Below are 12,839 nucleotides of genomic sequence, written 5' to 3'. Positions count from 1 at the left end.
CCTCGAAGTATCAGATGCAGTGGGCTCTGCCTCCGAACCAGTCACTTTGCAGCCTCAGTTTCCGGGTTGGGTTGGGCATTTGTGTGCACCGGGGATTTAGTCTCCTCAGCCAGCACACTGACATCCACGTCCTTGAGAGAGGCTGCGGCATGCACTGCGCGCAACGGCGCTGCCGCCTTGTTCACGGTTTCCAACGCTTCTGATGGTTTATGTGAATCGGCAACAATGCCGCCACCGGCCTGAACGTAGGCATTGCCATGACGTAACAAGGCTGTGCGGATGGCAATGGCCATGTCCATGTCACCAGCGAAGTCAAGGTAACCGATAACACCGCCGTAAACTCCACGGCGGTATGGCTCCAGCTCGTCAAGCAAACGCAAAGCGCGTGGCTTCGGCGCGCCGGACAACGTACCTGCAGGAAAGGTTGCTGCCAAAACGTCGTATGCGGTGGCGTTGGGGGAAAGCTTTCCCACCACAGTGGACACGAGGTGCATGATGTGGCTGAAGCGCTCCACCTCCATAAATTGGCTGACGTCCACTGTCCCTGCAACACAGACCTTGGAAAGATCGTTGCGGGAAAGATCAACTAGCATCAAGTGCTCGGCGCGTTCCTTCTGATCGGCCAAAAGCTCTTGAGCCAGCGCCTTGTCCTGTTCCACTGTTGCACCGCGCGGCCGGGAGCCAGCAATCGGGTGGGTGATGACCTCATCGCCGGTCACCGTTACCAGAGCTTCAGGGGATGAACCCACAATTGTGTATGGCTCCCCCTCGGCGTCATCAAAGCTGAACAAGTACATATACGGGCTGGGGTTCGTGTTGCGCAGAACGCGGTACACATCCAGCGCCGAGGACTTAGCTTCCATTTCGAAGCGCCGCGAAATCACCACTTGGAAGACTTCGCCGTCCACAATGGCCTCTTTGCCACGGTCAATGGCGGCCATGTAGTCAGCTTCAGGCCAGCGTTCCTTAACACTCTCGGAGAACTCTTGCTCAGCCACATCCATAACCGAGATCGCTTGACTCATCGGCTGGGAAACACGCTTTAGCATTGCCTCCAGCCGTTGGACAGCTGAATGCCAGGCCTCGTCCACTCGCTCGGTGGTGTTGTTGTAATTGATGGCATTGGCGATCAACAGAACAGTGCCGTCCATGTTGTCATGCACAGCCATATCACTGATGAGGTTCATAGCGATTTCTGGCAGCGCCAAATCATCCTCGGGGCCCGCGCTCAGTTTCTCCCAATGGCGCACAGACTCCCAACCGACAAAACCGACCATGCCGGAAGTGAAGGGAGGCAGCCCCTCAAATCGCTCAGTTTTCAGCGCATCAATGGTTGCCCGGAGGGCTTCCACCGGGTTCCCGTCAACGGGAACATCGGCAGGCGGTTCACCAATCCAATGAGCCCCGCCGTTTTTGCTGGTAAGAGTCGCCGCCGAGTTAGCGCCAATAAAGGAGTAGCGGGACCAAGCTCCGCCTACAGCTGCTGATTCCATCAGGAAGGTGCCTGGCTGGCCGTCAGCGAGTTTGCGGTACAAACCGATGGGGGTTTCCGCATCTGCCAGAACTTTAAAAGTTACCGGGATAACGCGCCGGGTACGGGCTAATTCCCTGAACTCTTCCAAGCTCGGGCTAATCATTCCTAGATCTTTCATATTTACGCTGCTCCACCTTGGACACTTTGAATGTGGTCTACGTTGTTCCCCTGAGCCGGCACTTGCGCGGCGCCGTATGCGGGCGGGGTTCCCACCACGGCGCCCAGATCGCGTCCATCGAAGCATGTACGGGTGCCGGTGTGGCAGGCCGCACCGATCTGCTCAACACGCACTAGGAGGGCGTCGCCGTCGCAATCCAAGGCCACCGATTTGACCCACTGCTGGTGGCCAGAGGTGTCCCCCTTGCGCCAGTACTCCTGGCGTGACCTCGAATAAAACGTCACCCGGCCGGTGGTTAAAGTGCGCCGAAGGGCTTCGTCATCCATCCAGCCAAGCATCAAAACCTCGTGGGAATCGTGCTGCTGGATAATCGCTGCTACCAGTCCTGCAGGGTCCCTTTTGAGACGCTCGGCGACCTCGGGAGACAGGACGGCTACGCCAGTTTGGTCTTGGGGGCTTAGTGGTTCAGACATCGGCTCAATTCTAGTGCCTCAGCTTCGCGTCAAAAACTGCTTGTCCTTCTGCCCCCAAAGGGCTCTACCGTGCTAGTTTCACAAGTGATGCATTTTGTAGATCCTTCCCGCGAAGTCCTGGCCGAGACGCTGCTCGCCGCCGGCCCACACTCAGCCACGCTCTGCGAAGGCTGGACCACTAAGGAATTGGCCGCTCACTTGTATTTGCGTGAGCACAAGCCGGTAGTGGGATTGGGCCTGATCTTGCGTTCGCTCGCCAAGAATTCAGATAAAGCCACAACCAAGCTGGCAGCGACTTTGACTGAAGATGACGCATACAACAAGCTCGTGGATCGCTTCCGGGCGGGCCCGCCAGCACTGTCACCGATGAAAATTCGCGCCTTCGATGAGAGCTCGAATCTCATCGAGTACTTTGTTCACACCGAAGATATCCGCCGCGCAGCTGACCGTTGGGCACCGCGGGCGCTGGACAATGAATACTCTGACGCGCTGTGGGACGAACTGATCAAGCGCGCAGCATTCTTGTACCGAGGGGTGGACCTTGGGATTGTGTTGGTTCATCCTTCAGGCCCTCGGCATGTGGCCAAACGAGCACCAGTATCCGTGGCGATTGTTGGCGAACCCGGCGAGTTGTTGATGCACGCTCACGGGCGCACAAAGCACGCCCTCGTCACTTTCGAAGGTCAGCCGGACGCCGTCGCACTTTTGCAGTCGGCGCACGTCGGGCTCTAAGCCATCAAGCGCCAGCTCTCGCCCGGTTAGCAGCGCGCCTGCTTAGCGGACTTCGAACCCAGCTTCGCGGATGGCGGATTTGACCTGACTGATCATGCTGTCCGGGCCAAAGTGAAACACTGAAGCCGCCAGCACTGCGTCGGCGCCTGCCTGCACGGCTGGCGGGAAGTGTGCAGGGATGCCAGCACCGCCTGACGCAATAATCGGAATGTTCACTGCTGCGCGGACCAAACGAATCAGCTCCAGATCGAATCCATCTTTGGTGCCGTCTGCGTCGATCGAGTTAAGCAATATCTCACCCACACCACGATCTGCAGCTTCCTTCGCCCAGGCAATAGCGTCAATCCCGGTGCCTTGCCGCCCGCCGTGGGTGGTGACTTCGAAGCCCGACGGCGTCTTCCGTGCGTCGTTCTCCCCCACCGTTCGGCGAGCGTCCACGGAGAGGACTAAAACCTGAGAGCCAAAGTGACGGGTGATCTCATCAATCACGGCGGGCCGGGCAACAGCAGCCGTGTTGATGGATGCTTTATCCGCACCGAAGCGCAGCAGCTTGTCCACCTCGGCGACACCACGTACCCCACCACCGACTGTCAGCGGGATAAAGACTTCTTCCGCGGTTCTTTTGACTACGTCAAACGTGGTCTCCCGGTTTCCTGATGATGCTGTAACGTCCAAAAAAGTGAGTTCATCAGCGCCTGCAAGGTCGTAACGGTGAGCGAGCTGAACCGGATCTCCGGCATCGCGAAGACCTTTGAAGTTAACTCCCTTAACCACGCGCCCAGCATCAACATCGAGGCACGGAATCACACGAATGGCGACTGTCACGGTTACTCCTGAAGTACAGGGCGGAAACTATCCGCCAACGAGTGTGGGGGCTAGATGCGGCACGCGTGAATGCTGCTGACCAAAATAGCTCGCGCACCCAGATCGTAGAGTTCGTCCATCACTTGGTTTGTGGCTTTTTTGGGCACCATCGAGCGCACAGCTACCCATTCAGAATCGCGCAAAGGAGAGACTGTGGGAGATTCAAGGCCAGGAGTCAACGCTGCGGCCTGCTCAACCAGGTCTTTGCGGATGTCATAATCCATCAGGACGTATTGACGGGCCACCAAAACGCCTTGCAGGCGGCGGATGAGAACCTCAGCAGCAGGGAGTCGTTCACCCTTACGGCCAATCAATACAGCTTCAGAGCGCAGGATCGGCTCCCCGAAAATTTCCATTCCGGCTGCCTTGAGCGTGTTGCCGGTTTCTACAACGTCGGCAATAGCGTCAGCTACACCCAAGCGGACGGACGACTCCACGGCACCGTCAAGCCGAACCACGCTTGCCTTGATCCCGCGCTCAGCAAGGTAAACCTTGAGTAGTCCGTCATAGCTGGTGGCTAGGCGCTTGCCTTCGAGCTGCTCAACAGAAGTGAAGTTACCCACCGGTCCGGCAAATCGGAAAGTGGAGGCAGCAAAGCCCAGCTCCAAGAGCTCCTCTGCTTCAACCTCAGCGTCCAAGAGCAAGTCCCGGCCGGTGATTCCAACATCGAGTGTTCCTTGGCCTACGTAAACAGCAATGTCACGCGGGCGCAGAAAAAAGAACTCAATGTCGTTATCAGGGTCAACCATCACTAGTTCACGGGTATCTCGACGCTGACGGTACCCAGCTTCGCTGAGCATCGACGATGCGGCCTCGGACAAGGAACCTTTATTGGGAACAGCAACACGCAACATAATTGGGAAACTTTCGGTGAGAGGAAGTACTGAGCAAACAAGACACTTTCAGGCCACAGACCGGCGAACGCCAGTCAGTTTGTGGCTATAGATGCTTGTAGACGTCTTCCAGGCTCAAGCCTTTGGCGAGCATCAACACCTGCAAGTGGTAGAGCAGCTGAGAGATTTCCTCCGCTGCTTCCTCGTCCGATTCGTATTCGGCAGCCATCCACACTTCGGCTGCTTCTTCTACGACTTTTTTGCCAATGCCATGGACACCGGATTCAAGTTCGGCCACGGTGCGCGATCCGGCCGGCCGTAGCCGGGCCTTTTCGCTGAGTTCTTCGAACAGGGTCTCGAAATTCTTCACGTATCCAGCCTACTTGTTAGTTCGTGCTGCAGATGAGCCGCACCCGCATATGACGGGCAGAAGGTGAGCGAACCCACAAATGCCAACGATTATGCGGCGTTGAGGACCAAAGCGGTGGCCACGGCCGCAGTCACTGCCTCATGTCCCTTGTCCTCGGACGAACCGTGAAGTCCAGCCCGGTCTAGACCTTGCTCCTCCGTGTCACAGGTAAGAACACCAAAACCAACCGGAACACCGGTTCGCACGCTTACCTCGGTGAGACCAACTGTTGCGGCTTGGCAAACGTACTCGAAGTGCGGGGTGCCACCACGAATCACTACACCCAGCGCCACCACTGCGTCGTAGTCCTTAGCCAAACGCGCCGCAGCAACGGGCAATTCAAAAGTACCCGGAACGCGAATCACGCGAGGCGATTGAACGCCAGCTTCCTCGGCAGCGCGCAACGCCCCAGCGAGGAGACCGTCCATAATCTCGGTGTGCCAGCTGGCCGCAACAATCGCTAGTTTCAGTGATGCTGCTCCTGATTCGTTGATGGACTTGACGTCAATGACTGGTGCGCCGTGGCCGCTCATAGTGTTTCCGTTCCTGTGTTTGAAGTGTTGCTGGGTGTTGAAAGGGTGGCTGGATCTGCGCTGGGCACAGCAGGCGTGTTCTGGTCCAGAATCAGCCGGTGCTCCATTCGGTCTTTTTTGGTTTGCAAGTAGCGGATGTTCTCTGTTCGTGAAGGAACCTCGGTGGGCACCATTTCAACGACTCGTACACCGGCTTGGGCTAGACGGTTCTGTTTGTCTGGGTTGTTGCTCAGCAAACGAATCTCCGTTAGGCCCATGTCCGCCAGGATTTGCGCAGCAGCCTTGTAGCAACGCGCATCTACGGGCAAACCGAGTTGCTCGTTAGCTTCCACGGTGTCAAAACCGACCTCTTGAAGCGCATAGGCCTTGATCTTATTTGCCAGCCCAATGCCTCGGCCTTCCTGACCACGCAAGTAGAGCAAGGTGCCGCCATGCTCGTGAATCATTTCGAGGGCGAAGGCCAGCTGCTCGCCACAATCACACCGGTACGAACCAAAGACGTCCCCGGTCAGGCATTCAGAGTGCAAACGAACCAACGGCGGTTTTCCGTCAGATGGCGGCTGTGCTGAACTCACCGCGAGATGTTCAACTCCCGTAGCGTCGTCAGTGAATGCTTGAGCTACAAACTCCCCAAAAGCGGTGGGCAGCTTGACGATCGGCCCCGCGGTAACAGGGTGTTTGGTGTGTTCAACGGCGTCACCCGCCCCTGCTTCAACATTTGTTCCCGTGCTCATCAGTACTCCTTTGTAACGGTGCCGCTGGCCCTATGGTCGCTCGACGTGTGTGTCTCCCGGACAAACTCCACCAAGTCGGCAATCGAAATCAACGCGCAATGATGCTCATCTGCAAAAGTACGAAGTTCCGGAAGACGCATCATCTCTCCGTCATCTCGCACCACTTCGGCGATCACACCAACCTCGGCCAAACCAGTCAATTTACACAGTTCAACCGCTGCCTCAGTATGGCCCGGTCTTTCCTGCACTCCGCCGTCAACTGCCCGCAGCGGAAAAATATGCCCCGGCCGAGTCACAGACGTCGCCGTGGATGACGGATCCGCCAAAACACGAGCTGTCAGCGCCCGGTCAGTAGCGGAAATTCCAGTGCTCACACCGAGCGCCGCATCGCAACTAACCGTATAGGCAGTCTCCTTTGCGTCTTGATTCACAGCCGTCATGGGAGGCAAATCAAGAGCCAAAGCCCGTTCAGCGGATAAGGGAACACAAATAACGCCCGAGGTGTATCGAATGGTCCAGCCCATTAGTTCGGGGGTAGCAAATTGTGCGGCAAAAATAATGTCACCTTCGTTTTCGCGGTCCTCATTATCTACTACGACGACGGCACGTCCGGCGGCAAAAGCCGCCAGAGCGGTGGGAATAGGGTCCAAAACGATCTCCGGCGCGCTCACTGATGTGCCGCCGTCGCACTGTTTGCCGCCGTAGTACCGTTTGCGGCTGGAGTGGTGGCCGGCCCGAAGCTCAACAGACGCTCGGTGTATTTAGCCAGTACGTCCACTTCAAGGTTGACCTCGCCGCCGATGGTTTTGGCGCCGAGCCCGGTTTCGGCCAACGTGATCGGGATGAGCCCTACTTCAAACCAGGGCTCCGTGGACGTTGCTTCGCTGACGGCCGTCACGGTGAGGGATACGCCGTCGATGGCGATGGAACCTTTTTCGGCAATGTACCGTGCTAAATTTTGCGGAACCGAAAAGCGCAAGCGATCCCACGGTCCTTGTGATTCGCGCTCCAGAAGAGCACCAACTCCGTCCACGTGGCCCTGAACCACGTGGCCGTCGAGGCGGTCACCAGCCTGGACGCAGCGTTCCAAATTTACTTTTTGGCCCATCTCTAGTGACCCGATGGTGCTGCGACGCAAGGTCTCCCCCATCACGTCCACAAAAAATTCGGTGCCATTATTTTCAACAGCGGTCAGGCAAACCCCGTTGACGGCAATCGAACCGCCGAGCCCAAGATCAGCTGCCAGCGTCGGTGCTGACAATCGCAATCGTGCGGAGCTGTCCCCTTCGCGTTCTAGCCCAACAACTGTGCCTTGTTCAGCAATAATTCCAGTAAACACGGTGGTTCCTTTCTAAACTTTCGGTGCCGCGGAAGGAGTAAGCCGCAAGCGAAGATCGCTGCCCAGTACGGTTACGGCCGCGGAGCTGGCTTGGTCCCATTGCCACTTTTGAGCTTGGGCGAGGGTGGTGATTCCTAAGTCAGCGATGGACGCGGTCCCCGAGCCAAGCAATGTGGGGGCCAAGTACATAATGAGCTCGTCCACTAGACCGGCTTGAAGGAAGGCACCAATGATCCCGGCACCGCCTTCCACCATCAGGTGCCGAACACCCATTCCGAAGAGGGCCGCCAACGCTTCGGCTGGATCCCTCGTGGGGAGGTGTACAAAGCGACCATCGGTGCCACGAATGTTCGCGTCGGCCGCCACTGGGGTCAGACCCATCACTGCCCGCACGGGTTGTTGGGGCGCGGGGCTGCCATCGGCCAAGCGGGCGTTGAGCCGGGGATTATCGACTGCAACGGTGTTACTTCCCACCAAGATCGCGTCAATCAGCTGGCGGGTTTGGTGGTTATCGCGTAGCGATTCAGGGCTGGAGATCCATTGACTTGTTCCGTCCGCCGCCGCAATACGCCCGTCCAGTGTTTGGGCAATGTGGAGCGTGACAAAGGGCCTGTGCTCGGCAACGGATTGGAACCAGCGCCGGTTCAGTTCCTTGCCTTCTTGGGCGTAAAGGCCTTGTACGACGTCGATCCCCGCGTTGCGGAGAGTTTGGGCACCTCCTGCAGCGGGATCGTGAGGATCGGCGACTGCGAAGATCACCCGGCCAATGCCAGCATCGATAATCGCTTGAGCGCAGGGTCCGGTGCGGCCTTGGTGGTTGCACGGCTCAAGCGTGACCACCATGGTGCTTCCCTGCAGGTCAATACCGGCCTGGCGGGCTTGGTTAATGGCGTCAGCCTCTGCATGGGCTGTCCCGGCACCACGGTGAAAACCAGTCACCAAGTTTTTACCGGATGCATCTAACACCACTGCGCCCACTAAGGGATTGGCGCCGCGGGGACCCTGCCCGGCTGCCGCCAATGCGGAAAGCATTCCTTGCTGTTCAGCATCGCTGACTGCGCCGTCCGTGAGTGATTCTTGGGAAGGACTCACGGATGGCCTACTGGATCCGTGAGTAGCGGTTCATGGGCAATTGCTGTGGCTGACTTGCGTTGCGCGCGCCACCAGACAAAGAACCCAATGAGGGTAAAGGCACCGTAGAACAGGTACATAAAGGCGCTTGCGTAGTAGCCGGCACTAAATAGCAGCGGCACACCCACTATGTCCACAGCCACCCAAATCAGCCAGAACTCGGTCCAGCCCTTGGCCATGCCATACGTCGCCAGAAGTGAACCCATAAACGTCCACGCATCAGCCCAAACCGGTGGGTACGAACCAAGCCGATCAAAAAGAGGGGTCAGTGCAGCGGTTCCAATGATCATGGCAGCCACAAGAATCCAACGGGTTTTGACGGTTGCCCAGCGTGGCACAAAGGCAGCTGCTTGGTGGCCGGTCTGGCTGTTAGCTTCGGCGGCTGCCGTTTGTGATTGGCGCCAGCGTTGCCAGCCATAAACCGAGACGGCGATAAACATCATCTGCCTGCCTGCTTGGCCCCAAAGAGTGGCTGGGGCAGCTGCACCAAAAACATTGCCAAGGAAGACAGTGAGGAGGATCAGGTTGCCAACAATGCCCGCTGGCCAAGCCCAGACTTTACGGCGCATTCCGCCGAGGGCACTAGCCAGCCCAAAAACGTTTCCAAGCACTTCGCGAAGCAGTAATGCCGATCCCCCAACGGGAATTTGCGCTTCGAAGAGCCACCGCAGAATTTCCATGTCGTTCCTTCCTAAGCCGCGGCGGCTCCGGGGGTTAACGACAGCACAACGCGCAACGCCTAATTGCCCTAAGGCAATGCGTTGCACAGCTGCTGTACGTGCTTCTCCCATCCAGACTTTAACTGTCGGTACTGGAATTTCACCAGTTCAACCGGCGCATCTCCCCTCAGCAGAGCTGTGAAGTGACGCGCACGGGTCGCGGACTATAACCGCCGGTTCGGACTTACACCGACCCCGGAGCACGTAAATTGTGTATTGCTATTTTTGCACAACAGTCAACGGGGTCAGGCTATTCCCGCTGACAGCGTCAAATTATTGCGTTGCTCTGACCGCGATTGCTCGCAAGGCGTCTATGGCCGCAGCTGGATCCTGTGCACCGTAGACCGCAGACCCGGCCACAAAAACGTCAGCGCCTGCTTCTGCCGCGCGAATAATTGTCTCTTCGGTGATTCCGCCGTCCACCTGCAGGGCAATGCGCGCACCAGAGGAATCAATGGCTTGACGCGCCCGGCGGATTTTTGGCAGAACAACGTCCAAGAATTTTTGCCCACCAAAACCTGGCTCAACGGTCATCAGCAGCAACATGTCCAGCTCGCTGAGCATGTCCACATAGGGTTCAAGTGGGGTTGCCGGTCGCAAGGCCATGCCCGCTTTAGCGCCAAGCGTGCGCAATTCCCTGGCCAATTTGATCGGTGCCGTTGCCGCTTCGGCATGAAACGTCACCGATGCGGCACCGGCTTGAGCGTACTGCGGCGCCCAGCGATCGGCGTCGGAAATCATCAAGTGCACGTCCAAAGGCACAGGACTGACCGCCTGAATGCGCTCAACAATCGGCAAGCCCAGCGTCAGGTTGGGAACAAAATGGTTGTCCATCACGTCCACGTGGACTGAGTCCGCGTTGGCAATCGCTGTGAGCTCGGATTCAAGATTCACAAAGTCAGCGGACAAAATACTCGGGTTAATGCAGTAAGCACTCATGGTCAATCCTTAATCGTTTGAACCGATCTGGGTGTTCGTTTAGTCGCTAGGCGTTTTTGCGGATCAGCGCCAAAAACATAGCGTCAGTGCCATGGACATGTGGCCACAACTGAGCGCTCATGTTATGGCCAGCATCAAGTTCGCCGGTCAGGCTCACACTATCCAAAATGTTGCCCGAGTTGAGCAACTCAAATCCTTCACGTTTACGCAAGGCGTCTGTCACCACTGCCGTGGTTTCTGCCGGATGCGGTGAGCAGGTTACGTACGCAACCACACCACCGGGACGGACGGCATCCAAAGCCGAGGCCAACAATTCTCGCTGCAACGGGGCTAGGGAAGCTAGGTCTGCGGGCGTACGGCGCCACCGTGATTCAGGACGACGGCGGAGTGCACCCAGACCGCTGCAGGGCGCGTCAACAAGTACCCGGTCAAATCTTTCCGGTTGCTGGGCGCCAACTTCACGACCGTCGCCAACACGGACCTGCCATGCAGAACCTTCAACGGCGTTGAGCGCTTGGCGGACCAATTTGGCGCGGTGTGGCGCGGGTTCGTTGGCAAGTAGGGTTCCGCCATCTTCGGCAGCAAGAGCTGCCAACAACGCAGCCTTTCCACCAGGTCCCGCACAAAGATCCAGCCATTTCTCACCATTGGACTCTTTGGCTTTGGCAGCTTCGCCCGTCAACGGCGCGTTGGCTAGTGCGCGCGCCACCAGTTGAGAGCCAACGTCTTGGACACGCAGGCTACCGTTTCGAATACCGTCGATTCGACCTAGATCTCCACCGCTGGAGTAGGCGGATCCTTCCACCAAATCGCCAGGCTGAGCTCCGGCATCAAAAGCCTCGGTAATGTCGCCGATACCCGGCAGCGCAACGAGGTTAACCACTGGTGCCGCATTGTCAGCTTCAAGCAAGTCGTCGAGCTCGCTCGCTTGCCGGCCGTGCATCACTAAGGCTTGACGTAGTGCCCGGACAATCCATTCGGGGTGCGCGTGGCGAATCGAAGCAACCTTTGTTGCATCTTCGATGCCATCGGTGAGTTCAACAAGCCACTCGTCAAGCGTTTTTGCGGAAACTTTGCGTAGAACGGCGTTCACTAATCCGGACGGACCAGCGCCAATGACAGCCCTAGCAAGACCAACCGTTTGATCCAATGCAGCGTGGACCGGCACGCGCATGGCAAGCAGCTGATGTACGCCCAGGCGCAGGGCATCAAGTACGGCAGGGTCCAGTTCTTCCAGGGGCCGGTCTACGCAGCGGGTCAGGATGGCATCGTAGGTTCCGCGTGATCGCAAGGCTCCGTAGCTGAGTTCGGTGGCAAATCCGGCGTCGCGTTTGTCCAAATTATGGTGCCGAATCCGGGACGGCAATACCAGGTTGGCGTAGGCGTCCTCACCAGAGACAGCACGCAGTACTTCAAAAGCTACTAGACGAGCAGGGTCAGCTTTACGGGTCCGCTGCGCAGGCGCCTGCTGGGTGAAGTTTCGCGAAGCGGAGCGGTTACGCTCACGGCCCTTAGCATCACGACGGGAGTTTCCTCGAGCTCCGTTTGTACCAGATTCGCTCACAGGAACACCACACTTTCCGGCGCCGGGAGTCCCCGGGCCCAATCGGCCGCAGCCATCATTTTTTTGCCGGCAGGCTGCAATTGGGCAATTTCCAACCCGTGCGATCCCGTACCGATTACTACCTTGCGCCCAACGATCTGCAGCCGGCCGGGTTCAAGGTCCCGCACGTCTGGCCGCATCACAAGAGCTCCAATCTTAATTGTTTTCTCTTCCCACGTGGTCCAAGCGCCAGGCTCAGGGGTGACTGCACGGCATCGTCGATCAATGGCCAATGCTGGCTGTTTCCAGTCCAGCCGGGCATCATCGATGGTGATTTTCGGCGCCAGCGTTATGTCACCACTTTGTGGAACACCGAACGCCTCGCCTGCGTCAATGGCAGCCAGGGTTTGCGTCAACAACACCGCACCGCTGCGCGAAAGCCGCTCTAGCAACTCGCCACTGGTATCTGTTCGCCGGATTTCTTCAGTCAGAGTCCCGTACACGGGCCCGGTGTCTAGACCTGATTCGAGGAGGAATGTGGAGGCACCGGTAATGTCATCGCCGTTCATCACGGAGTGCTGCACCGGTGCCGCACCACGCCATGCGGGCAGCAAGGAGAAATGTAGGTTAATCCAGCCGTGCTGAGGGATTGTCAGCGCTGCCGCTGGAACTAGGCCACCGTAGGCAACAATCGCTGCAATATCTGGAGCGAGCGCGGCAATTTCTTGACTCACTTCGGCAGTGATTTTGGCTGCTTTGATGACCGGAATACCAAGCTCCTGAGCCCTAGCAGCCACGGGAGAGGGCGTGATAACACGCTTACGTCCAAGGGCTGCGTCCGGGCGGGTCAGCACCCCAACAATGTCAAAGCCAGCACTCCGGAGCGCGTCCAGCGAAGGAACTGCAACTTCAGGGGTTCCTGCGAAAAGTACCCGCAC

Annotated in this window: 15 protein-coding genes and 1 riboswitch; of the genes, 1 reads left to right on the top strand and 14 read right to left on the bottom strand. The window is 57.8% G+C overall.

The annotated features are described in order from the left end of the window. Positions 1 to 41: 41 nt before the first annotated feature. Both ACQQCD_RS10415 and hisI read right to left on the bottom strand, forming a co-directional pair. Positions 42 to 1,652 (bottom strand): anthranilate synthase component I, encoded by a 1,611-nt coding sequence (locus ACQQCD_RS10415; RefSeq protein WP_430268317.1) that lies wholly within the window; start codon positions 1,650 to 1,652, stop codon positions 42 to 44. Positions 1,653 to 1,654: 2 nt separating this feature from the next. Further along, positions 1,655 to 2,125 carry a phosphoribosyl-AMP cyclohydrolase gene (gene hisI / locus ACQQCD_RS10410; protein ID WP_430268316.1) on the bottom strand — a complete coding sequence of 157 codons (471 nt, stop codon included), beginning with the start codon at positions 2,123 to 2,125 and terminating at the stop codon, positions 1,655 to 1,657. An 87-nt stretch (positions 2,126 to 2,212) separates the two neighbouring features. On the opposite strand from hisI, the gene ACQQCD_RS10405 reads away from it, so the two are divergent. Further along, entirely contained in the window at positions 2,213 to 2,857 is a 645-nt protein-coding gene (locus ACQQCD_RS10405) for a TIGR03085 family metal-binding protein (RefSeq protein ID WP_430268331.1), read from the top strand. Positions 2,858 to 2,899: 42 nt separating this feature from the next. On the opposite strand, the gene hisF is transcribed toward ACQQCD_RS10405, so the two are convergent. The 12 genes from hisF to fmt form a co-directional block, all read right to left on the bottom strand. Continuing rightward, positions 2,900 to 3,682, bottom strand: coding sequence for an imidazole glycerol phosphate synthase subunit HisF (gene hisF, locus ACQQCD_RS10400; RefSeq protein WP_430268315.1), 783 nt, complete (start codon positions 3,680 to 3,682; stop codon positions 2,900 to 2,902). A 50-nt stretch (positions 3,683 to 3,732) separates the two neighbouring features. Next, entirely contained in the window at positions 3,733 to 4,575 is an 843-nt protein-coding gene (hisG, locus tag ACQQCD_RS10395; protein ID WP_430268314.1) for an ATP phosphoribosyltransferase, read from the bottom strand. 85 nt (positions 4,576 to 4,660) lie between these two features. After that, complete coding sequence (locus ACQQCD_RS10390) at positions 4,661 to 4,924, bottom strand: phosphoribosyl-ATP diphosphatase (protein WP_430268313.1); 264 nt, start codon at positions 4,922 to 4,924, stop codon at positions 4,661 to 4,663. An 89-nt stretch (positions 4,925 to 5,013) separates the two neighbouring features. Beyond that, positions 5,014 to 5,496: a 6,7-dimethyl-8-ribityllumazine synthase gene (ribH, locus tag ACQQCD_RS10385; protein WP_430268312.1), complete on the bottom strand. Its 483-nt coding sequence runs from the start codon at positions 5,494 to 5,496 to the stop codon at positions 5,014 to 5,016. Further along, positions 5,493 to 6,230, bottom strand: coding sequence for a GTP cyclohydrolase II (gene ribA, locus ACQQCD_RS10380; protein WP_430268311.1), 738 nt, complete (start codon positions 6,228 to 6,230; stop codon positions 5,493 to 5,495). The genes ribH and ribA overlap by 4 nt, the downstream gene beginning before the upstream one ends. Beyond that, entirely contained in the window at positions 6,230 to 6,901 is a 672-nt protein-coding gene (gene ribB / locus ACQQCD_RS10375) for a 3,4-dihydroxy-2-butanone-4-phosphate synthase (RefSeq protein ID WP_430268310.1), read from the bottom strand. Before ribB ends, ribA begins: the two co-directional genes overlap by 1 nt. Continuing rightward, entirely contained in the window at positions 6,898 to 7,569 is a 672-nt protein-coding gene (locus ACQQCD_RS10370; protein ID WP_430268309.1) for a riboflavin synthase, read from the bottom strand. Before ACQQCD_RS10370 ends, ribB begins: the two co-directional genes overlap by 4 nt. A gap of 12 nt (positions 7,570 to 7,581) precedes the next feature. Then, the gene (ribD, locus tag ACQQCD_RS10365) at positions 7,582 to 8,601 is read right to left on the bottom strand and encodes a bifunctional diaminohydroxyphosphoribosylaminopyrimidine deaminase/5-amino-6-(5-phosphoribosylamino)uracil reductase RibD (RefSeq protein ID WP_430268330.1); all 1,020 of its coding nucleotides are present in this window, start codon (positions 8,599 to 8,601) and stop codon (positions 7,582 to 7,584) included. 56 nt (positions 8,602 to 8,657) lie between these two features. Continuing rightward, complete coding sequence (pnuC, locus tag ACQQCD_RS10360; protein ID WP_430268308.1) at positions 8,658 to 9,380, bottom strand: nicotinamide riboside transporter PnuC; 723 nt, start codon at positions 9,378 to 9,380, stop codon at positions 8,658 to 8,660. Between the two features lie 94 nt (positions 9,381 to 9,474). Then, a riboswitch (FMN riboswitch) is annotated at positions 9,475 to 9,627 on the bottom strand. A gap of 65 nt (positions 9,628 to 9,692) precedes the next feature. After that, positions 9,693 to 10,358 (bottom strand): ribulose-phosphate 3-epimerase, encoded by a 666-nt coding sequence (gene rpe, locus ACQQCD_RS10355; RefSeq protein WP_430268307.1) that lies wholly within the window; start codon positions 10,356 to 10,358, stop codon positions 9,693 to 9,695. A gap of 46 nt (positions 10,359 to 10,404) precedes the next feature. Continuing rightward, positions 10,405 to 11,922: an RsmB/NOP family class I SAM-dependent RNA methyltransferase gene (locus ACQQCD_RS10350; protein ID WP_430268306.1), complete on the bottom strand. Its 1,518-nt coding sequence runs from the start codon at positions 11,920 to 11,922 to the stop codon at positions 10,405 to 10,407. After that, complete coding sequence (gene fmt, locus ACQQCD_RS10345) at positions 11,919 to 12,839, bottom strand: methionyl-tRNA formyltransferase (RefSeq protein WP_430268305.1); 921 nt, start codon at positions 12,837 to 12,839, stop codon at positions 11,919 to 11,921. Before fmt ends, ACQQCD_RS10350 begins: the two co-directional genes overlap by 4 nt.

This window comes from Pseudarthrobacter sp. J1763, from assembly GCF_050490295.1.
Taxonomy (GTDB): Bacteria; Actinomycetota; Actinomycetes; order Actinomycetales; family Micrococcaceae; genus JBNPEO01.
The sequence above is the reverse complement of the archived record's forward strand: the minus strand, read 5'-3'. Positions and strand labels throughout refer to the sequence as shown.